We start from the raw sequence: 19,386 nt of genomic DNA on the forward strand, positions 1-19,386 counted from the left end.
CCTGACCGCGCACCACATGTTATAACTAGGTTATTACATTGGAGCCCAATATTATGAACGTGGTCATTCGAAAGATCGGCAACTCGGAAGGTGTGATTATTCCGAAGGAAGTCCTTGATCGCCTGGGATTGAAAGCGGGCGATGAGCTCGAGCTCGTGACCAACAACGGCGGCATGCAGATGCAGCCGGTCGAGGCAGATTTCTCGCGTCAGATCGAGCACGCCAATCGTTTTATGGATAAGTACAAGATCGCACTGAAGAAACTTGCCGAATAATGGATGTCAATTTTCTTTCGCGACCCCTGATCGAGGAACTCCACAAGCAGCAGATAGACCGGTTCGGCGGCGCCCACGGGCTCCGCGACGAAGGCATGCTGGAATCCGCGCTTGCCCGCCCGATCAACAAGGCTGGCTACGGCTGTGACGACATTGTCGAGCTAGCGACGGCTTATCTGTTCGGCTTGGTCAAGAACCATGCCTTCATCGACGGCAATAAGCGCATCGCCATCACCGCGGCGGCTGTCTTTCTGATGGATAATGGCTACGAGATCGAGACGAACGATGTGCACCTCTATACCTTTGTCATTGCCGTCGCCGCCGGCGAAATCGACGAAGAAGGTGCATTGCGCTTCCTAAGGGATGTGACAATCCCCCTCGCCGCCTGATCTTCGACGCGTCCGGTCACCCCGAGAACTTGCCCGTCCTCGGGAAGCCCTTCGGCACGGTACGTCCGGCTCCCGCCCTATCGCCGAGCCATTCGACAAGTTCTTCCTTCGTCTTGGTAAACGTGCGGCCGGCACTGTCGGCCCAGATCAGGCCTTCGGCAATCGAGAAGAAGCGGACGTCGGATACGCCGCCGTCCTTGAAGCGCTGCAGGCGAACGCCCTTGCCGCGCGACATTTCCGGTATCTGGGTGATCGGGAAGACAAGCATCTTGCGGTTCTCACCGACGACGGCGAGATGATCGCCCCTGACCTGCAACATCAGCTTCGCCTCGTCAGGCATCGCGACATTCATGATCTGCTTGCCCTTGCGGGTATTGGCAGCCATCTCCGCTTCCGAGACGATGAAACCATTTCCCTCGGTGGATACGAGCAACATCTTGCGGGACGGATCGTGGACGAAAGCGGTGAGCACGTCCTGGTCGTTTTCCATGTCGACGATGATGCGCAAGGGCTCGCCGTGGCCGCGACCGCCGGGCAGCTTGTCGGCACCGAGCGTGTATGCCTTGCCGCCGGTCGTGAAAATCAGGACCTTGTCGGTCGTCTGCGCGAAGAAAGCGACCTTGAGCGCATCACCCTCCTTGAAGGTGAGCGTCGACTTATCCGCGATATGTCCTTTGAGAGCGCGAATCCAGCCTTTTTCCGAGACGACGACCGTAACCGGCTCTTTCTCGATCATCGCCTGCTGGATGGCTTCGAGATCGGCTTCCGGCGCATCGGCAAATTGCGTACGGCGGCGTCCGAGTTCGGTTGCCTTGGCGAATTTTTTCTTTACTTCGCCAATCTCCCAGGCGACCGTCGCCCACTGCCTGTCGTCGGAGGCGAGAAGCGCCTCGATCTCTGCCTTCTCCTTGGTCAGGGCGTCGAATTCGGTGCGGATCTCGAATTCTTCCAGCTTGCGCAATGAGCGCAGCCGCATATTGAGAATGGCTTCGACCTGATTGTCGGTGAGGCTCCAGCGCGCCATCATTATCGGTTTAGGCTCATCCTCCTCGCGGATGATCCGGATGACCTCATCGATGTTGAGATAGGCAATCAGGAAGCCGCCGAGGATCTCCAGGCGCTTCTCGATGGCTGCAAGACGGAAGCGCGAGCGGCGCTGCAGCACCTCGCGACGGTGGTCGAGCCATTCCTTCAACACTTCGTTCAGTGCCATGACCCGCGGGATGCGGCCCATGGACAGCACGTTCATGTTGAGCGGGAAGCGGCTTTCGAGCTCAGTCAGCCTGAACATCGATTCCATCAGGATCGTCGGATCGACAGTGCGGCTCTTCGGCACCAGCACGACGCGAACGTCTTCGGCAGACTCGTCGCGAATGTCTTCGAGCAATGGCAGCCTGCGGGCGATCAGCAGTTCGGCGATCTTCTCGATCAGGCGCGACTTCTGCACCTGGAACGGGATTTCGGTGACGATGATCTGATAACCGCCGCGACCGAGGTCCTCGATCTGCCACTTCGCACGGACGCGAAAACCGCCGCGGCCGGTCTTGTAGGCCTCGATGATGCTTTCGCGGTTGTCGATGATGATGCCGCCGGTCGGGAAATCCGGGCCGGGAATGAACTCGACCAGCTTCTCCACGGTGGCATCGGGATGCTTGATGAGATGCAGGGCGGCATCGCAGAGTTCGTGGGCGTTATGCGACGGGATCGATGTGGCCATGCCGACGGCGATGCCGGAGGAGCCGTTGGCAAGGAGATTGGGGAACGCCCCGGGAAGCACGATCGGTTCGTTGTCTTCCTCGTTGTAGGTCAGGCGAAAATCGACGGCATCCTGATCGATGCCCTCGAGCAGCAGCGAGGCGACCTCGGTCATGCGGGCTTCGGTGTATCGATAGGCGGCGGCGCTGTCGCCGTCGATATTGCCGAAATTGCCCTGGCCATCGACGATCGGGTAGCGCTGCGAGAAATCCTGCGCCAGGCGAACCAGCGCATCATAGACCGACTGATCGCCATGCGGATGGAATTTACCGATGACATCGCCGACGATGCGGGCGCATTTCTTGAACGAGGAATTGGAGCGTATGCCCATCTCGCTCATCGCGTGAATGATGCGGCGATGCACCGGCTTCAGGCCGTCGCGAACGTCCGGCAGCGCGCGATGCATGATCGTCGACAGCGCATAGGCGAGGTAGCGCTCTTCGAGCGCCGCCTTCAGGTCAACCGGAAGAATGCCATCGTCGCCACCGCCAGGCGGCAAAATCTCTTGTCCCATGGGCCTTGCCTAGCCGAGAAGCCGCGGTCCGGCAAGGAATCGACGCAAGCGGGCTGTGGATGAAGCACCATTTGAACAAAATTTGCGGCTCTATGTAACGCAATCGCAATTGCAGCGATTTCTAACTCGACTTTCATAGGAATTTTAGGAAAGGACGAATAGAACGTCGTCCCAATGCAGAATAAAGACATTATCGATTTCACCATGTTCAACGAGGAAATATCATCATGACCTTCTACCGGACAACGCGGCTGATGCTGTCCAGCGCTGCTATCCTGTCGTTCGCAAGCTCGGCTTTCGCGCTTGATGGCGTCGATCTCCTGAAGAAGATCAATGCAGCCTATGCCATTCAGGGGGTGTCGCTCGCGTCCGATGGCATCGATGTCGATGGCTCAACCGTGACCTTGAAGGGTGCCAGCTTCAAGCCGATCAGCGCTGCTGGTCCCGGGACTCAGCTCGGCAATGTAACGATGACAGGTGTCGATGAAGAAGCCGGCGGCTACAAAGTCGACAAGGTTGCTTTCCCTGATCTTTCGGCAACCAAGGAAGGCGTCACCGTCAACGCAACGGACATGTCGATCAGTGGCCTTACCATTCCAGCCGATGCAACAGCGAGTGGCCTTGACGGTATGCTTCTCTACCAGAAAGCCCACGCCGGCCCCATACACATCGTCAAGGATGGACTGGAAGTCTTTTCGCTTGAAGGCATCGATGCAAATCTGACAGAGCGCGGTGACAAATCCGGGTTTGACTTCGACAGCAGCATCAAGGCGATCAAGGCCGATCTTTCCAAGGTCGACGATCCAGCCTCCCAGGATACGATCAACAAGCTGGCGCTTCAGCATGTCAATGGCAACGTCACGATGAAGGGAAGCTGGGCGCTTCAGCCCGGAACGATCGATATCAAGGATTTCGCGATCGATCTCGACAACATCGGCCGCCTCGACCTGGCATTCGGAATTTCAGGCTATACACTGGATTTCATGAAATCGCTGCAGGACACGATGAAGGCTTCGCAGGCCAACCCAAACAAGGCGGAAGCACAGCAGGCGACAGGTCTGGCGATGCTCGGACTGATGCAGCAGCTGACCCTCAACAGTGCCGAAATCACCTTCAAGGACGCATCGATCACCAAGCGGGCGCTCGATTATGCCGGCGCATCTCAGGGCGTGTCCGGGGTCCAGATGGCAAATACTCTGAAGGGCCTGACCCCGATCATGCTGGCGCAGCTCAACATTCCGGAACTGCAGGCGGCCGTGTCTGCAGCCGTTTCCAGCTATCTCGACGATCCTAAAAGCTTCACCGTGACGGCCGCCCCTGCCAAGCCCGTTCCCTTCCCGATGATCGTCGGCGCGGCCATGGGCGCTCCGAACACCATTCCGTCCGTCATCGGCCTGAAGGTTTCGGCCAACAACTGATCTAACTCTGATATCGGCAAACCCGGCGAGTTTGGTTCGCCGGGTTTTCTATGCGCGGTGGCTGGCGAGCTGGCCGATCGCAATAGCGACGACCTCCAGGAGTTCCTCGCCTTTTGCCCCGTCGCGCGCCTGGACCGACATGCCCTGGACGATAGCACCGAGGAATCGCGCCAAGGCTCCGACATTGGTCCCTTTTCTGATCTCGCCATCGTGGATGCCGCGTTCGATACGGGCGATAAACGCCTGCAGCATCCCGCCTCGGAGCGAGGAGACATAGTCGGCTATTTCATCGTTTTCGGTAGCGCAATTCAACACGGCGGTCGAAATCATGCAGCCTTTCGGATGCTCCGGCGCGCTGAAAAGCAGAGCCGAGTTTCGCAAGAAGCGATCGAACGCGGTTGTCGTATCCACATCTTCCGTCAGTGGATTGCCGGCCAGCGGCCTCGGCATGCGCCGATATTGGTCGAGCGCTTCCTTGTAGAGCCCGGCCTTCGAGCGGAAGGCCGCATAGAGACTTTGAGGGGTTATTCCCATGGCGGCCGTCAGGTCGGCAATCGAGGCTCCCTCGTATCCGTGCTGCCAGAATGTCTCCCTTGCGGACGCCAGGACGGTCTCGCGATCGAACGCAGGCGGTCGGCCGCGAGGCTTCACTGGGGTTTTTTTCGCATCATTCATATTTTTCACAGTGATCACTCTAGAATTATGAGGCCGCTTCTGCTATTCAGGAACGGTCGTTGTGATTATATAGGTGTTCAGCCATGAGTCTTCCATCCAAAACATTTTCCGCAGTGCCGCTCAGCAACGCTGTCGACGCGGCTATCGATTCTGCAATTGCCAGCAAACGGCTGGTCGGCGCGGTCGTTCTGATCGCGCAAGACGGAAAGTTTATCCATCGCCGAGCCGCCGGGCTGGCCGATCGCGAAAATCAGGTGGCGATGAAGGAGGATGCCATTTTCCGGCTGGCATCGATTACCAAGCCGTTCACGGCGATTGCGGCCATGCGGGTGGTCGAACAGGGAAGGATCGGCCTTGACGATCCGATCACGAAATGGCTTCCGGACTTTCGGCCAAAACTGCCTGATGGTAGCGATGCCGTCATCCTCGTCAGGCATCTGCTTTCACATACCGCAGGCCTGTCCTATGGCTTTCACGAGACCGATGGTCCCTATGCCGCAGCGGGTGTTTCGGACGGCCTTGCAGAACCGGGATTATCGCTCGCAGAAAATCTCCGCCGGATCGCGACGGTTCCCCTGAGCTTTGCTCCCGGCAGCGCCTGGCAGTATTCATTGGCCATGGATGTGCTCGGCGGCGTGATCGAGAGCGAGACCGGCTCGCCGCTCGGGGACGTCATCAAGAATCTAATTACATATCCGCTCGGCTTGCACGAAACGGCGTTTTCAGTGCGAGATCGCAGCAGGCTCGCGGCGGCATATCAAACTGCGGAACCGGAGCCGCTACTCATGCCGGAGACCGCGTCTGTCCCTGCGCTGACCGGCTCCGTCAGTTTCGCGCCGAGCCGAATATTCGATCCGAACTCGTATCAATCCGGTGGTGCGGGCATGGCAGGAACCGCGGACGACGTTCTCGTCGTGCTCGAGGCAATACGAAAGGGTGGTGCACCTCTGCTATCTGAGGACAGCGTCAACGTGATGACTGTCGATCAGGCCGGGGGCACCCACCAAGCGTTTCTGCCGGGCGTCGGCTTCGGATTTGGCTGGTCCGTCATCGTGGACCCGGAAGCGGCGTTGGTTCCGTTCTCCAAAGGGACCTTCAAATGGGGCGGCGCCTATGGCCACAGCTGGTTTGTCGACCCGGTGCAAAAGCTGACGGTCGTAGCGTTGACGAACACAGCGCTTGAGGGCATGTGGGGCCAGTTCACAATCGATCTTCGCGACGCAGTCTACTCGGCGCTTTAGCCGCTGGACGTTTCCATGAAAAAACCCGGCGAATTCGTTCGCCGGGTTTTTTGTGACTACTTTAAAAAAGCTCAGTCTTTCTTCGGCAGCTGCACGACCCGCAGTGCCAGTTCGCGCAGCTGGGCCGGCGTTGCCGGGGACGGAGCACCCATCAGGAGGTCCTGTGCCTGCTGGTTCATAGGGAACAGCGAGATTTCGCGCAGGTTCTTTGCACCGACGAGAAGCATGATGATGCGGTCGACGCCGGCTGCCATGCCGCCATGCGGAGGCGCGCCGTACTGGAAGGCGCGGTAGAGGCCGCCAAACTGCTCCTCGACTTCTTCCTTCGACTTGCCGGTCAGCTCGAACGCCTTGACCATGACGTCGGGCAGTTGGTTACGGATAGAGCCTGAGGCGAGTTCGAAGCCGTTGCAGACCAGGTCGTACTGGTAGGCCTTGATCGACAGCGGTTCCTGGTTGTTCAGCGCATCCATGCCGCCCTGTGGCATCGAAAACGGGTTGTGGGCGAAATCGATCTTCTTCTCGTCTTCGAGCCATTCGTAGAACGGGAAATCGATGATCCAGCAGAATTCGAAACGGTCGCGATCGACGAGGTTCAGTTCCTCACCGGCGCGAGTGCGGGCTTCGCCTGCGAACTTGTAGAACTTGGCCGGATCACCGGCGACGAAGAAGCAGGCGTCGCCATCGCCGAGCCCAAGCTGCGTGCGGATCGCGTCCGTACGTTCCTCGCCGATGTTCTTGGCGAGCGGGCCGGCGCCTTCGAGCTTTTCACCTTCCTTGCGCCAGAAAATATAGCCAAGACCGGGCTGGCCGGTCGATTGAGCCCATGCGTTCATGCGGTCGCAGAATGCGCGGCTGCCGCCGGTCTTTGCCGGGATCGCCCAGATCTCGACCTTCGGGTTCGCGGCGATCATGCCAGCGAAGACCTTGAAGCCGGAGCCGGCGAAGTGTTCCGTGACGGCTTGCATTTCGATAGGGTTGCGGAGGTCCGGCTTGTCGGAACCGTATTTGCGGATCGCGACGTCATAGGGGATGCGCGGGAACGTCTGCGTTACCGGCTTGCCTTCGGCGAACTGCTCGAAGACGCCGCGAATGACGGGCTCCATGGTAGTCCAGACGTCTTCCTGTTCGACGAAGCTCATTTCCAAGTCGAGCTGGTAGAATTCACCCGGCAGACGGTCGGCGCGCGGGTCTTCGTCGCGGAAGCAGGGTGCGATCTGGAAGTAGCGGTCGAAACCAGCCACCATCAGGAGCTGCTTGTATTGCTGCGGGGCCTGCGGGAGCGCGAAGAACTTGCCTTCGTGGATGCGGCTAGGCACCAGGAAGTCGCGCGCACCTTCCGGCGAGGATGCCGTCAGGATTGGCGTGGAGTATTCGGCAAAGCCGATCTCATTCATGCGGCGGCGCATGTCGGCGATGATCTGGGTGCGCTTGACGATGTTCTTGTGGAGCGTTTCGCGGCGCAGATCGAGGAAGCGATACTTCAGGCGGACGTCTTCGGGATAATCGGGCTCGCCGAAGACCGGCAGCGGCAATTCCTTGGCAGCCGACAGGATTTCAATTTCCTGGGCATAGAGTTCGATTTCGCCGGTCGGCATCTGCTTGTTGACGGTGTCCTCGGTGCGGGCCTTGACGAGGCCGTCGATGCGGATGACCCATTCGCCGCGAACGGTCTCGGCCTGCTTGAAGGCCGGACTATCCGGATCGGCGACGATCTGCGTCATGCCGTAGTGGTCGCGAAGGTCGATGAACAGCAATCCGCCATGGTCGCGAACACGATGGACCCAGCCGGAAATCCGGACTGTGGACCCGACGTCGGACTTGCGCAGAGCGGCGCATGTATGGCTGCGATAGCGATGCATTTTATCATTCCTGGACTTGGCGGATGGCGGTCGCAGCAGGCGTCAGGCCGCTTGCTCCCCATCAAGAAAATCGGGCGGAAAAGCGCATGGCCGGCCTGATTTGTCAAGACTTGCCGCAGGCCGTCGCGTTTGAACTGTCTTTATACTGAAAGCGTGCATAGAAAGGCAATCATGCTTCGTCGGGGATCGATTCCCGCTAAGATATCGCACAGGCCCCTTCCCGATGAGCCAGATCAAACCGCTTATCCCCCTGCTCATCACCGCCGGCATCCTGATCGGCGGCAACGGATTGCAGGCGACCTTCATTTCACTGCGAGCGCTGCAGGAAGGTTTCTCGGCCTCCACCATCGGGCTTGTCGGCACGGGATACAATATCGGCTTCGCCCTCGGTTGCGTCTATGTCACTCGCATCATGCGGTCGATCGGGCACATCAGGACTTTCTCGGCATTGGCCGCAATCGCGTCGGCGGCGTCCATCGCCATGGCACTTCTGATCGTGCCGTGGTTCTGGTTCAGCATGCGCCTGATGCAGGGGCTGTGTTTCGCCGGACTTTTTGCGGTGGTCGAAAGCTGGCTGAATGCGCGCGTCACCAACTCAAACCGCGCCCGCACGCTTTCCATCTACCGCTTCGTCGACCTCGGCTCGGTGACGCTGGCTCAATATCTTATCCCCTCCGTCGGCATCTCCGGCTTCCAGCTCTTCGCCGTCATCTCGATGGCGCTTTCTCTCTCACTGGTGCCGATCTCGTTTGCCGACCGGTCGAGCCCCGGCGCGCCGGAGGCGATCCGTTTTGACATCAAGACGCTGTGGAACATATCGCCGCTGGCGACAATCGGCTGCATCGTCGTCGGCCTGACGAACTCCGTCTTCCGATCACTTGGGCCGGTCTATGCGCAGGGCATCGGCCTTTCGGTCACGGAGATCGCCACCTTCATGAGTGTCGGCATCTTCGCGGGGATCGTCCTGCAATATCCGCTCGGCGCCTATTCGGACCGACTGGACCGGCGGCTGATCATCCTGATCTCGTCGCTCGGCTCGCTCGCGGCCTGCCTGTTCCTGTCGTTTCTGGCGGGCAGCAACGAATGGCGAAACTTTGCGGGCATCTTCGTCTTCGGAGCGTTCTGCATGCCGCTGTATTCGCTTTGCTCGGCGCATGCCAACGATCATGCGGCGAAAGGCCAGCACGCGCTTGTCTCAGCCGGCACCCTGTTCTTCTGGTCGGTCGGGGCGATCGTCGGGCCGTTATTCGCGTCGTTCATGCTCGACATGTTCGGCCCGCGTGTCCTCTTCGCGTACATGGCCGTCGTGCTGTTCCTGTTCATGCTCTACACCCTGCAACGGATGACCGTGCGCGAGGGCGTTCCGACCGAGCGGCGCAGCATGCGCTTCCGCAACCTGCTTCGAACGTCGACCTTCTTCAACAAGTTGGCGACGCCGCCCTCGGAGCGCGACAAGCCGTAGCTGCGGCAGTTTGCTCGGTGCAGCGGTATTGCTGAAATCGACAGTCAACTTTAAACATGAGCGCGCATTGATTATCGTCCGGAGTCTGCATGCCTATCCTCACGCGCCGCAATCTGCTCAAAGCGTCTGCCGTTGCGGGCGTCTACGGCGTCGGACTTGGGCTTGCGGGCCGATTCAGCCGGGCCGAGGCGGCGCCGGAACCGCAAATCCTGAAGACGGCAAAAATTGAAGCCAACCTGACAGGAACCGGCCCGACCAGGGATGTACTCAGCTACGGTTCCGACGGGATGCCGCCTGTCTTGCGAATGCGCAAGGGCGAACCCTTCGCCGCTCGGCTGATCAATGGCATCGACGAGCCGACCACTATCCACTGGCACGGTTTGCGCATCCCCAACAACATGGACGGCGTGCCGTTTCTGACGCAGCCCTATGTCTATACCGGCGACAAGTTCGACTACGCCTTCACGCCGCCCGATGCCGGGACTTTCTGGTACCACCCTCATTGCAACACGCTGATCCAGATGGGCCACGGCATGACCGGCGTCATCGTCGTCGAGAACCCCGGCGATCCGCAGTTCGACAAGGAGATCGTCATCAACCTGCGCGACTGGCGGCTTGGCGGCGATGACCAGTTCATCGAGCAATTTCGCCCGCGCGATGCGGCGAAGTCGGGCACGTACGGGACGGTTCGGACGGCGAACTGGCAGGTCGAGCCGCAGTACGACGCTCCTTCCGGCGGGCTTCTTCGCCTGCGGCTTGCGATTACCGATGTCACGCGCATCTATTCGTTCAGGATGGAGGGCGCCGAGGCGACCGTCATCGCGATCGACGGCAATCCCGTGCCGAAGCGCTTTCCGCTAGACGTGCTGCAGCTAGGGCCGGGCCAGCGGCTCGAGCTGGCCGTGCGGATGCCCGATAGCGAGGGTGCGATCGCCACTCTAGAAGATATCCGCGGCACGGCCCCGAAGACACTGGCGAAGTTTCGCTCGGTAGGCACGTCGTTGAAGCGCGACGTCGGCGATCTGGCTTTGCTTGAGGCCAACCCGGTGAAGTCTGTGGATCCGTCGTCCGCCGAGCACATTCCGCTGATCCTGAGCTCGACGGCGGAAAACACCGCCGACAACAGCATTTGCGGTTCGCTCGGCTACAGCTTCTGGGCGATCAACAAGGTGCCGTGGCCTGGCGACACGCCTGATCCAACCGCGCCGCTTTCGGAGCTGAAACTCGGTAGGAGCTATGTGTTCGACATGGAGAACCTGACGCCGCACGCGCACCCGATCCATCTCCACGGCATGAGCTTCACGGTGCTTTCCTCATCGGCCCGCGAGGTGATGCCGTTCGTGTCCGACACCTATCTCATCCAGCCGAACGAGAAGGTGCAACTCGGTCTGGTCGCCGACAATCCTGGTGACTGGCTGCTGCATTGTCACATCATCGAGCATCAAAAGACTGGTATGACGAGTTATCTGCGCGTGGTTTAAGTGTGTGACGCTGCAATGATATTGACATCTTGAACCGAAAGGGGAAGGAAGGTTAACGAAGTATTTTCCGATGAATGTGTTCAAATGATCGAAACAACTGCCGAACTGGAGGCGGCCTGCAAAGAGCTGGCCAAGTCAGAATTCATTACCATCGATACGGAATTCCTCCGAGAGACCACGTTCTGGCCAGTGCTTTGCCTGGTTCAGATGGCGAGCATGACCACCGAAGTTCTGGTCGATCCGCTGGCTCCGGGCATTGATCTCCAGCCTCTCTTCGACTTGATGGCGAACCCTGACGTTTTGAAGGTGTTTCACGCCTCGCGCCAGGACATCGAAATCATCTATAACCGCGGTAATCTCATTCCGCATCCGGTCTTCGACACCCAGATCGCGGCAATGGTTTGCGGCTTCGGGGACTCTGTCTCCTACGACCAGCTCGTCAGCCGTATCAAGGGCGAACAGATCGACAAGTCGTCGCGCTTCACCGACTGGAGCCGCCGGCCGCTTTCTGAAAAGCAGCTCGATTACGCGTTGGCGGACGTTACCCACCTGCGCGACGTCTATATCTCGCTTCGCGACCAGCTGGAGCGCGAAGGCCGCGCATCGTGGCTTGCGGAGGAGATGGCGATCCTCGAATCACCCGATACCTACGATATTCACCCTGACGATGCCTGGCAGCGTCTGAAGATGCGGCTGCGCAAGCCGCAGGAACTGGCCGTGGTGAAGTATGTTGCGGCATGGCGCGAGCGTGAAGCGCGCAGCCGCAATGTGCCACGTTCCCGTGTCCTCAAGGACGACGCCATCTACGAGATCGCCCAACAGCAGCCTAGGGATATGGAGGCACTCAGCCGCTTGCGCACTATACCGAAAGGCTGGGAGCGATCGTCCTCGGGCACTGCCGTGCTTGAAGCCATCAACGAGGCACTTGCGCTGCCAAAGGCGGATATGCCGCATGTTCCTCGCCACAATCAGGCGCCCGAGGGAACGGCGGCGGCGGCAGAACTTCTGAAGGTCCTGCTGAAGCTGATCGCTGAAAAACACGGCGTTGCTCCGAAAGTCATCGCCAACAGCGAAGACATAGACAGGATCGCAGCGGAAGGCGAGAAGGCCGATGTAGCCGCGCTACACGGCTGGCGCCGCGATCTCTTCGGGGAAACGGCGCTGCGGCTGATACAGGGCCAGGTCGCCTTGCGTTTCGTCGGCAAGAAGGTCGAGACCGTCAACCTCTAGGCGGTATTCTCTGTCCGGAGTTGTGGGAACGCGGTTCGCCGCCGCTGCGATTGATTCCGCTTGACGGCCTTATTTTGGCGGAAACAATAGACGGGGCGGACGGATGTCCGCGGCCGTACGGGACCGCCATGATGAGAAACCTATCCTCGGCGCTGAACTGGATTTTCATCGCGATCTTCGTTGCCGCGTCCGGCATGCTCTACAATCTGTTGTTCGGCGAACCCGGCAGGCTTTATATCGGCGCGATCTTCGCCCTGTTTTGCGGCATCCCGATACTGGCTTTCGAACGGGGCATGTTCTTTCCCAGCCTTTTCCACCGGATCCACCGACTGCCGACACCGATTTTCATCGCGTCGGCGCTCGTCATCGACTTCGGGCTGATCAGCATCGGCTTTGCGGCCGCCGGCAGCCTGCTTAAATCGCTCGGGGTACTGACCGGAACGTGGGCCCAGGTCACCATATTACCGATGGACGTGTTCCTCTACGCCTTGGCGATGTCGGCAGTCGTGGTGTTCGTTGTGCGTGTCCGGGAGCTTCTGGGGCGGGACGTGTTCTTCAGCCTGCTGACCAGCCGGTACCGCAATCCGGTGCCCGAGGAGCGCGTGTTCCTCTTCATCGATCTGGTCGGTTCCACCGCTTTTGCGGAGAAATACGGCGATCTGCGTGCGCAGCAATATCTCGGCTCGCTGTTCGGCGCCTATGCGGAGCATGTCTGGCAGCATCGAGGCGCCATCGACGACTACATCGGCGATGCGGCAATCATCACCTGGCCGCTGGAGCGTGGCATCAAGAACGGCCGCTGCATCCGCTGCGTCTTCGATATCCTGGCCGACATCGAGAAGAATTCCGAATTCTGGCTGCAGACATACGGTCAGGTGCCGCGGGTGCGTGCCGCTTTGCACGGTGGGTTCATCATCACGGCCGAAATCGGGGTCGACCATCACAAGATCACCTATTTCGGCGACACGGTGAACACCACGGCGCGGCTCGAGACCCTTTGCAAGACGCTGGAAAGACCGGTGCTGATATCCGCCGATCTCGCAAATCGACTGATGCTTCCCGACGATATCGTGGCCGAAGATCTGGGCGAGCATGCTGTCAGGGGAAGAGGTCAGGCGCTTGGCGTCGTGGCACTGGCTCGTGCGGAGCCTAAGGCGTCGCGGCTCAGTGAATCAAATCTCCGACGCCTCGATGCCGGGCATCGTCACGGAAGCTTCACCTGAACGTCAACAGCCTGACATCGACCGCCTGTTAATCGGGGCTTTCTGCCCAACGTAGTTTAACAAGGTGATTTATGCTTCAACGTCTTTTTGCCTCCACGGCGATCTTCCTTTTGATTGCAGCATCCGCATCCGCCGAGGAAAGGGCCTTCCCGGCAAAGCTAACTGCTCAAGCCGTTCTTCCCGCAAATACGATCGTCCCGGCGCCGAGCGACGCACCGGAATTCGTGAAAACCTCCGGCAAATTCTGGACGCCCGACCGCAAACGCGCGCAGGGCCTCGGCACAGTCCCCGGGATGGACGGCAATCGCCCTACAGGCCTGTCGCTTCCCTTCGACGGTCAACCTGTCCAGGGTTTTTCGGGCATCAAGACAATGCCGGACGGCACGTTCTGGACGCTGACCGATAATGGCTTCGGTTCGAAGGCGACTTCGAGCGACGCCACGCTGTTCTTGCATAATATCAAATTCGATTGGCAAGGCGGCAAGGTCGAGGTGGTCAAGAACCTGTTCCTTTCCGACCCCGACATGAAGGCACCCTTCCCGATTACCCTCGAAGGCGCCACCAAGCGCTACCTGACTGGCGCCGACTTCGACATCGAGTCTATCCAGCCGGTTGCCGACGGTTTCTGGATCGGCGACGAACTGGGTCCCTATCTGATCAAGGTCGACACTGAGGGAAAGCTGACCGACGTAATCTCGACTGTTGTAAACGGCAAGGCTGTGCTCTCGCCGGACAATCCGTTGATCAGCCTGCCGAACAGCCCGACGGACAAAATGCCGGCTTTCAACCTCAAGCGCTCCCGTGGCTTTGAAGGGCTTGCCATGTCAAAGGACGGCAAGACGCTCTATGCTCTCCTCGAGGGCGCTCTCTACCAGGACGACGGCACGGTCGAGAAGGTGGATGACCACCCTGCCCTACGGATCGTCGAATTCAACGTTGCTTCGAAGAGCTGGACCGGACGGACCTGGCTCTACGCGTTCAGCGACCTTGGCGAATCCATCGGTGACTTCAACATGCTTGACGCGACGACTGCACTCGTCATCGAGCGCGACAATGGCGAGGGCACGGCAGACAAGGCATGCGCCGATCCGAAAGCGCCGAAGCCGGATTGCTTTGCCACCCCGGCCAAGCACAAGAAAATCTACAAGATCGAGATGAACGACGCGAATGTCGGCAAGGCCGTTCGCAAGATCGGCTACATCGACCTGATGCATATCAACGACCCTGACAATAAGAAGCTCCAGGGCGGCGGTCCCGGCTACTACGACATGCCCTTCCTGACTATTGAGAATGTCGATCGCGTCGACGACACGCATATCGTCGTCGCCAACGACAACAACCTGCCATTTTCAGCAGGCCGCGCACTCAACAAACCTGACGACAACGAGTTTAGCCTGTTGGAAGTCGGTGATTTCCTGAACGCGAAGTAGCGTTCTGAAGGACAATATCTGAATTGAAGATGTCGCGCCTTTCGTTGGAGGCGCGACACCTCACACTGTCCGTTCTGCAGCTTCCAGGCGCGACCGATATCCACGCTACTCGCTGGAGATTTCCTGGAAAGCGTAGTCCTGATCAGGACCGTTGCCGAAGACACCGATGGGCCGAACGCATTTCACCAATGGTGCCTTGGCCTGAACTACCCGGGGGTTCTGGCCCAAGCGCACAACGTAGGCCTTGTTACCCGGGCTGGCATGCGGCGAGGTGTTCAAAAGGGCGATATCACCTTCCATCGTCTCACAAATATCGAAATGTCCCCATCCCCCAGGGTCTTTATCGAGCTCAGCGCGAATCTTTTGTCCTTTGCCGCTCTCGACGATGAGGTAGCGCTTATATCCCGCCAGCTCGCTGGCATAGCGCTGCAATGTTACCCGCGTGTTGTCGATGACAAAGGAAGCCTCCTCCGCCGACGGTGCGTTCGATACACCGGCGTTTGCATCCGGCCGATAGGTGCCAACGACCCTGGTAACCACTATCGCGGAATGCGCCAAGGCTGCAGCGCATGCGGCGACGACAATCATTTTCACTGCCTCGCTCAAATAAGTAGCCAGAATGAGCCTCGCGATAATAATATATCAACTAAAGGCTGTATATTGACCTATTCGAATACGAACGTCAATCTTCGGTTGGTCAGTTTCGCGAGCTGCTGCAGGCGACCGTCGAGTCGTTCGCCGGCGAAGTCATGGTATTCGGGCGGCACGACGAACTCGAGATCGACATCGGGGCTTCGTGAACGGCGGAACGTCAGGTTGCGCACCACGCCGGGCATCGACGCCGAGAACAGATAGACGACGCGCAAGAGGCCGCCGAGCAGCTTTGCGCGCTCGATCAATTGCGGCGTTGCGATCGTCGCCAGCGGACCGGTGGCGCTGTCGTCGCTCAATCCCTCGTAGCGATAATAATTTGCCAGGGCGATGAACGAGCGTCCGGCATGGGTTATACCGACGAAGGACGAGTGGGCGATGACGTTCAGCGCTTGCAGCCCGCGGTAATCGGGATGGGCGCGCCAGCTGATGTCGGCCAGAAGACAGGCGGCCTGTCGGTAGCGGCTTTCCTCTTCGGTTTCGGCCACGCCGAAGAACGGCATCATCCGGCCCGTCCAGTCTGCGAGCTCGCGCGCGTGTTCCGGTGATCGCGCCCTGAGGATCGCCAGTTCGCCGGCAGCGGCAAGCAGCGGATCGGCGTTGCGCTCGTGCTCGGTCAACAGCGAATAGAGATAGCCTTCGCGAACGCCTTGCGCCGAGAAGGAGACGGTGGCCGGCTTCATGGCCATCAGCACTTCCTGCATGGCAATGGCGCCGAATGGCAAGAGCGAGCGGCGATGTTTGGAAATCGCCTGAAAAGCCGGTTCCTTGCTGTCCTTGGCCAGACCGACCTGATCGAGAAAGCGCAGCATCTCGTCGAGGGGAAGCTCGTAGCCCTGCATCATGTGCAGCGGGTATTTGCGAATTTCCATATGCAGCTTGGCGATGTTTCGCCACGTGCCGCCGACCGCGTAGAAGGTGCGCCCTTCGCCGTTGCCCAGAAACTTTGCGGTCTTGACGTGCTTGCGGGCAAAGCTGTGCGCCTTGGCCAACGATCCGGAGGCATATTCTGAAAGGCGCAGCCCGCCGAGCGGAAGCGTTATGCCCTTGCCGATTTGTTTGCCTTTGATGTCGATCAGTTCGAGCGAGCCGCCGCCGAGGTCACCGGCTATGCCGTCGGGACTGAAGAAGCCGCTGATGATGCCAAGCGCTGAAAAGCGCGCCTCTTCCTCGCCGGAAAGCACGCGGACCTTGCGGCCAAGGATGGTCTCCGCCTGATGTATGAAATCGGGGCCATTGCTGGCTTCGCGCGCCGCAGCCGTTGCCAGGATATACATGGTGCTGGCGCGGGCCTGATCGGAGAGCGCCTTGAACCGGTGCAGCGCGCTCAGCGCACGCAGCACGCTGTCCTCGTCCATCTTTCCGGTCAAAGCTATGCCCTTGCCGAGACCGCAAAGCACCTTCTCGTTGAAAAGAATGGTCGGCGACCGAGACAGACCTTCATAGACCACCAGGCGGACGGAGTTCGAACCGATGTCAACGACGGAAACAGGGGCAATTCCGGGAAGGCGCCCCTGGGCTTCTGATTCCACCATGCAATTCCAGTTATGTCTTGCGGCCGGACAACAGTCCGGCGATGAGTTCGGGCGCACTGGATTTCAAAGCTTCACCGCGGCCCGAAAGGCTTGGATTGGTCATGAAATATTGCTGCGCGTTGAACGGCTCCTCCCCCTTGCGCACTTCCATGCGCCGGGACGTACCATCGGGCAATATCTCGTAGCTCTGCTGGTTGTCAATCAAGTTGCCGAGCATGATCTGTGACAAAACCTGCTCGTGTACGGTCGGATTGATGAGCGGAACCAGCGTTTCGACGCGTCGATCGAGGTTTCTCGGCATCATATCGGCCGAACCGATGTAAACCAGCGCCTTGTCGGATGGGAGGCCGTGACCGTTGCCAAAGCAGAAAATCCGGCTGTGCTCGAGGAAGCGCCCGACGATGGACTTCACCCGGATGTTTTCGGAGAGGCCGGCAACCTGCGGCCGCAGGCAGCAGATGCCGCGGATGACGAGATCGATCTCGACGCCGGCATAGCTTGCCCGATAGAGCGCGTCGATGATCTCCGGATCGACCAGCGAATTCATCTTCATCCAGATCGCCGCCGGAACGCCGTTCTCGGCATGGACGATCTCCTCCTCGATGTGCTGGAGGATACGGCGACGCAGCGTATAAGGCGAAACCGCGATCTTCATGCCCTCTTCCGGCTCGCCATAACCGGTGATGAAATTGAAGATGTTCGCCATGTCGTGGGCGATCTTCGGATTGCAGGTGAAGAAGGACAGGTCGGTATAGATCTTCGCCGTTACCGGATGGTAGTTGCCGGTGCCGAGATGGCAGTAGGTGCGCAGTTTGCCTTCTTCGCGACGGACCACCAGCGACATCTTCGAATGAGTCTTCAATTCGATGAAGCCGAAGACGACCTGCACGCCGGCGCGTTCCAGATCGCGCGCCCAGCGGATGTTGGCTTCCTCGTCGAAGCGCGCCTTGAGCTCGACCAGCGCGGTCACCGACTTGCCCATCTCGGCCGCGTCGATCAGGGCGCGGACGATCGGGCTGTCGTTGGAGGTTCGGTAAAGCGTCTGCTTGATGGCGAGTACATCAGGGTCGCGGGCCGCCTGGATCAGAAACTGGACCACCACGTCGAAAGACTCGTACGGATGGTGGACCACCATGTCCTTTTCGCGGATGGCGGCGAGGCAATCGCCGGCGTGTTCGCGGACGCGCTCAGGAAATCGCGCATTGTAGGGCTCGAACCGGAGGTCGTCGCGCGGCGCCTTGGTGATCTCGGAAAGCGTATTCAGCGCCAGCAGGCCAGGCAGAACCGCGACGCGATTGTCCGGCACGCCAAGCGCAGTGACCACGAATTGGCGCAGCGACGCCGGCATCTCGCTGTCGGTCTCGATGCGGATCACCGAACCGCGCCGGCGGCGCTTCAGCGCGGTCTCGAAGAACCGCACCAGGTCTTCTGCTTCTTCCTCGACTTCGATATCGCTGTCTCGGATGAGGCGGAACGTTCCCGAACCCTTGACCTCGTAGCCGGGGTAAAGCCGGTGGATGAAGATGTTCACGACATCTTCAAGCGTGATGTAGCGGATGACGCTACTCGCATCGGGCAACCGGACGAACCGGTCAAGCGCCGGCGGCAGGCGCAGAAGCGCCGTCATCGGCTCGCGGCCGTTCATGCTGGTCAGCTGCAGACCAATGGAGAATCCGAGGTTGGGGATGAAGGGGAAAGGATGGGCCGGATCGATCGACAGCGGCGTCAGGACCGGGAAGATCGACTGATCGAACTCGGTCGCAAGCCACTGGCGATCGGCCTCCGACAGAGCGGCCGGGCGGACGATCAGAATGTCTTCCTTGGCGAGATATTGCTGCAGGACGGCGAGCGAAGCCTGCTGCTCCATTTGCAGATTGTCGATCTCGCGCAGGATGTCATCGAGCTGCTCGGCTGGCGTCTTGCCGTCCGGGCTACGCATGACAATGTTCTGCCGGACCTGGCCTTCGAGGCCGGCCACGCGCACCATGAAGAATTCATCGAGGTTGGCGGCCGAGATGGAAAGAAACCGCACGCGCTCGAGCAGCGGATGAGCGGTGTTCAGCGTCTCCTCGAGGACACGCCGATTGAACTGCAGCCAGGAGAACTCGCGGTTGATGAAACGTTCGGGGCTCGACAGAAGCTCGCTGACCGGAGGCCGTGGCACAACTGCCGGCGGGCTCTGTTCCTGATGTTCCGCGACTGACGAGTCCATGTCCACCTGCCTTTATTGCTTTTCTTGCGACTA

General features: G+C 59.5%; 15 protein-coding genes. 9 read left to right on the forward strand and 6 right to left on the reverse strand.

From position 1 onward, the window contains the following. Nucleotides 1-53: 53 nt before the first annotated feature. Both CPY51_RS01380 and CPY51_RS01385 read left to right on the forward strand, forming a co-directional pair. Nucleotides 54-275, forward strand: coding sequence for an AbrB/MazE/SpoVT family DNA-binding domain-containing protein (locus tag CPY51_RS01380; protein ID WP_111158256.1), 222 nt, complete (start codon nt 54-56; stop codon nt 273-275). Next, a complete protein-coding gene (locus CPY51_RS01385) occupies nt 275-664 on the forward strand; it encodes a type II toxin-antitoxin system death-on-curing family toxin (RefSeq protein ID WP_111158257.1) in 390 nt (129 codons plus the stop codon). The genes CPY51_RS01380 and CPY51_RS01385 overlap by 1 nt, the downstream gene beginning before the upstream one ends. A 16-nt stretch (nt 665-680) precedes the next feature. Here CPY51_RS01385 and parC read toward each other — a convergent pair whose 3' ends face one another. Beyond that, nucleotides 681-2,933 carry a DNA topoisomerase IV subunit A gene (gene parC, locus CPY51_RS01390; protein WP_111158258.1) on the reverse strand — a complete coding sequence of 751 codons (2,253 nt, stop codon included), beginning with the start codon at nt 2,931-2,933 and terminating at the stop codon, nt 681-683. Between the two features lie 227 nt (nt 2,934-3,160). Here parC and CPY51_RS01395 point away from each other — a divergent pair, with 227 nt between their 5' ends. Beyond that, entirely contained in the window at nt 3,161-4,351 is a 1,191-nt protein-coding gene (locus tag CPY51_RS01395; RefSeq protein WP_111158259.1) for a hypothetical protein, read from the forward strand. Between the two features lie 48 nt (nt 4,352-4,399). On the opposite strand, the gene CPY51_RS01400 is transcribed toward CPY51_RS01395, so the two are convergent. Continuing rightward, nucleotides 4,400-5,044: a TetR/AcrR family transcriptional regulator gene (locus CPY51_RS01400; protein WP_420820653.1), complete on the reverse strand. Its 645-nt coding sequence runs from the start codon at nt 5,042-5,044 to the stop codon at nt 4,400-4,402. A 65-nt stretch (nt 5,045-5,109) separates the two neighbouring features. Here CPY51_RS01400 and CPY51_RS01405 point away from each other — a divergent pair, with 65 nt between their 5' ends. Continuing rightward, complete coding sequence (locus tag CPY51_RS01405; protein WP_111158261.1) at nt 5,110-6,267, forward strand: serine hydrolase domain-containing protein; 1,158 nt, start codon at nt 5,110-5,112, stop codon at nt 6,265-6,267. Between the two features lie 71 nt (nt 6,268-6,338). Here the strand turns inward: CPY51_RS01405 and aspS are convergent, their stop codons facing one another. Beyond that, nucleotides 6,339-8,129, reverse strand: coding sequence for an aspartate--tRNA ligase (gene aspS / locus CPY51_RS01410; protein ID WP_111158262.1), 1,791 nt, complete (start codon nt 8,127-8,129; stop codon nt 6,339-6,341). Nucleotides 8,130-8,352: 223 nt separating this feature from the next. Here aspS and CPY51_RS01415 point away from each other — a divergent pair, with 223 nt between their 5' ends. The 5 genes from CPY51_RS01415 to CPY51_RS01435 all read left to right on the forward strand — a co-directional run bounded on the left by CPY51_RS01415 (nt 8,353) and on the right by CPY51_RS01435 (nt 14,955). Next, entirely contained in the window at nt 8,353-9,591 is a 1,239-nt protein-coding gene (locus CPY51_RS01415; RefSeq protein ID WP_111158263.1) for an MFS transporter, read from the forward strand. A gap of 89 nt (nt 9,592-9,680) precedes the next feature. Beyond that, nucleotides 9,681-11,072: a multicopper oxidase family protein gene (locus tag CPY51_RS01420; RefSeq protein WP_111158264.1), complete on the forward strand. Its 1,392-nt coding sequence runs from the start codon at nt 9,681-9,683 to the stop codon at nt 11,070-11,072. Nucleotides 11,073-11,156: 84 nt separating this feature from the next. Then, nucleotides 11,157-12,302, forward strand: coding sequence for a ribonuclease D (rnd, locus tag CPY51_RS01425; protein WP_111158265.1), 1,146 nt, complete (start codon nt 11,157-11,159; stop codon nt 12,300-12,302). Between the two features lie 131 nt (nt 12,303-12,433). Beyond that, nucleotides 12,434-13,525: an adenylate/guanylate cyclase domain-containing protein gene (locus tag CPY51_RS01430; RefSeq protein ID WP_111158616.1), complete on the forward strand. Its 1,092-nt coding sequence runs from the start codon at nt 12,434-12,436 to the stop codon at nt 13,523-13,525. A 71-nt stretch (nt 13,526-13,596) separates the two neighbouring features. After that, nucleotides 13,597-14,955 (forward strand): esterase-like activity of phytase family protein, encoded by a 1,359-nt coding sequence (locus CPY51_RS01435; RefSeq protein WP_111158266.1) that lies wholly within the window; start codon nt 13,597-13,599, stop codon nt 14,953-14,955. 105 nt (nt 14,956-15,060) lie between these two features. Here the strand turns inward: CPY51_RS01435 and CPY51_RS01440 are convergent, their stop codons facing one another. The 3 genes from CPY51_RS01440 to CPY51_RS01450 all read right to left on the reverse strand — a co-directional run bounded on the left by CPY51_RS01440 (nt 15,061) and on the right by CPY51_RS01450 (nt 19,353). After that, on the reverse strand, nt 15,061-15,549 hold the full coding sequence (locus tag CPY51_RS01440; protein WP_146260062.1) for a hypothetical protein: 489 nt from the start codon (nt 15,547-15,549) through the stop codon (nt 15,061-15,063). A gap of 71 nt (nt 15,550-15,620) precedes the next feature. Continuing rightward, a complete protein-coding gene (gene ppx / locus CPY51_RS01445; RefSeq protein ID WP_111158268.1) occupies nt 15,621-17,141 on the reverse strand; it encodes an exopolyphosphatase in 1,521 nt (506 codons plus the stop codon). A 10-nt stretch (nt 17,142-17,151) separates the two neighbouring features. After that, on the reverse strand, nt 17,152-19,353 hold the full coding sequence (locus CPY51_RS01450; RefSeq protein WP_111158269.1) for an RNA degradosome polyphosphate kinase: 2,202 nt from the start codon (nt 19,351-19,353) through the stop codon (nt 17,152-17,154). Between the last annotated feature and the right edge of the window lie 33 nt (nt 19,354-19,386).

Origin of the sequence: Arminella tubonensis, assembly GCF_003240585.1 — a bacterium.
Classification (GTDB): domain Bacteria; phylum Pseudomonadota; class Alphaproteobacteria; order Rhizobiales; family Rhizobiaceae; genus Rhizobium; species Rhizobium tubonense.

Excerpts from the sequence above, each read along its gene's own strand:
- CPY51_RS01380 (WP_111158256.1), top strand. The coding sequence starts at position 54 with ATGAACGTGGTCATTCGAAAGATCGGCAACTCGGAAGGTGTGATTATT.
- CPY51_RS01385 (WP_111158257.1), top strand. The coding sequence starts at position 275 with ATGGATGTCAATTTTCTTTCGCGACCCCTGATCGAGGAACTCCACAAG.
- parC (WP_111158258.1), bottom strand. The coding sequence starts at position 2,933 with ATGGGACAAGAGATTTTGCCGCCTGGCGGTGGCGACGATGGCATTCTT.
- CPY51_RS01395 (WP_111158259.1), top strand. The coding sequence starts at position 3,161 with ATGACCTTCTACCGGACAACGCGGCTGATGCTGTCCAGCGCTGCTATC.
- CPY51_RS01405 (WP_111158261.1), top strand. The coding sequence starts at position 5,110 with ATGAGTCTTCCATCCAAAACATTTTCCGCAGTGCCGCTCAGCAACGCT.
- aspS (WP_111158262.1), bottom strand. The coding sequence starts at position 8,129 with ATGCATCGCTATCGCAGCCATACATGCGCCGCTCTGCGCAAGTCCGAC.
- CPY51_RS01415 (WP_111158263.1), top strand. The coding sequence starts at position 8,353 with ATGAGCCAGATCAAACCGCTTATCCCCCTGCTCATCACCGCCGGCATC.
- CPY51_RS01420 (WP_111158264.1), top strand. The coding sequence starts at position 9,681 with ATGCCTATCCTCACGCGCCGCAATCTGCTCAAAGCGTCTGCCGTTGCG.
- rnd (WP_111158265.1), top strand. The coding sequence starts at position 11,157 with ATGATCGAAACAACTGCCGAACTGGAGGCGGCCTGCAAAGAGCTGGCC.
- CPY51_RS01430 (WP_111158616.1), top strand. The coding sequence starts at position 12,434 with ATGAGAAACCTATCCTCGGCGCTGAACTGGATTTTCATCGCGATCTTC.
- CPY51_RS01435 (WP_111158266.1), top strand. The coding sequence starts at position 13,597 with ATGCTTCAACGTCTTTTTGCCTCCACGGCGATCTTCCTTTTGATTGCA.
- ppx (WP_111158268.1), bottom strand. The coding sequence starts at position 17,141 with ATGGTGGAATCAGAAGCCCAGGGGCGCCTTCCCGGAATTGCCCCTGTT.
- CPY51_RS01450 (WP_111158269.1), bottom strand. The coding sequence starts at position 19,353 with ATGGACTCGTCAGTCGCGGAACATCAGGAACAGAGCCCGCCGGCAGTT.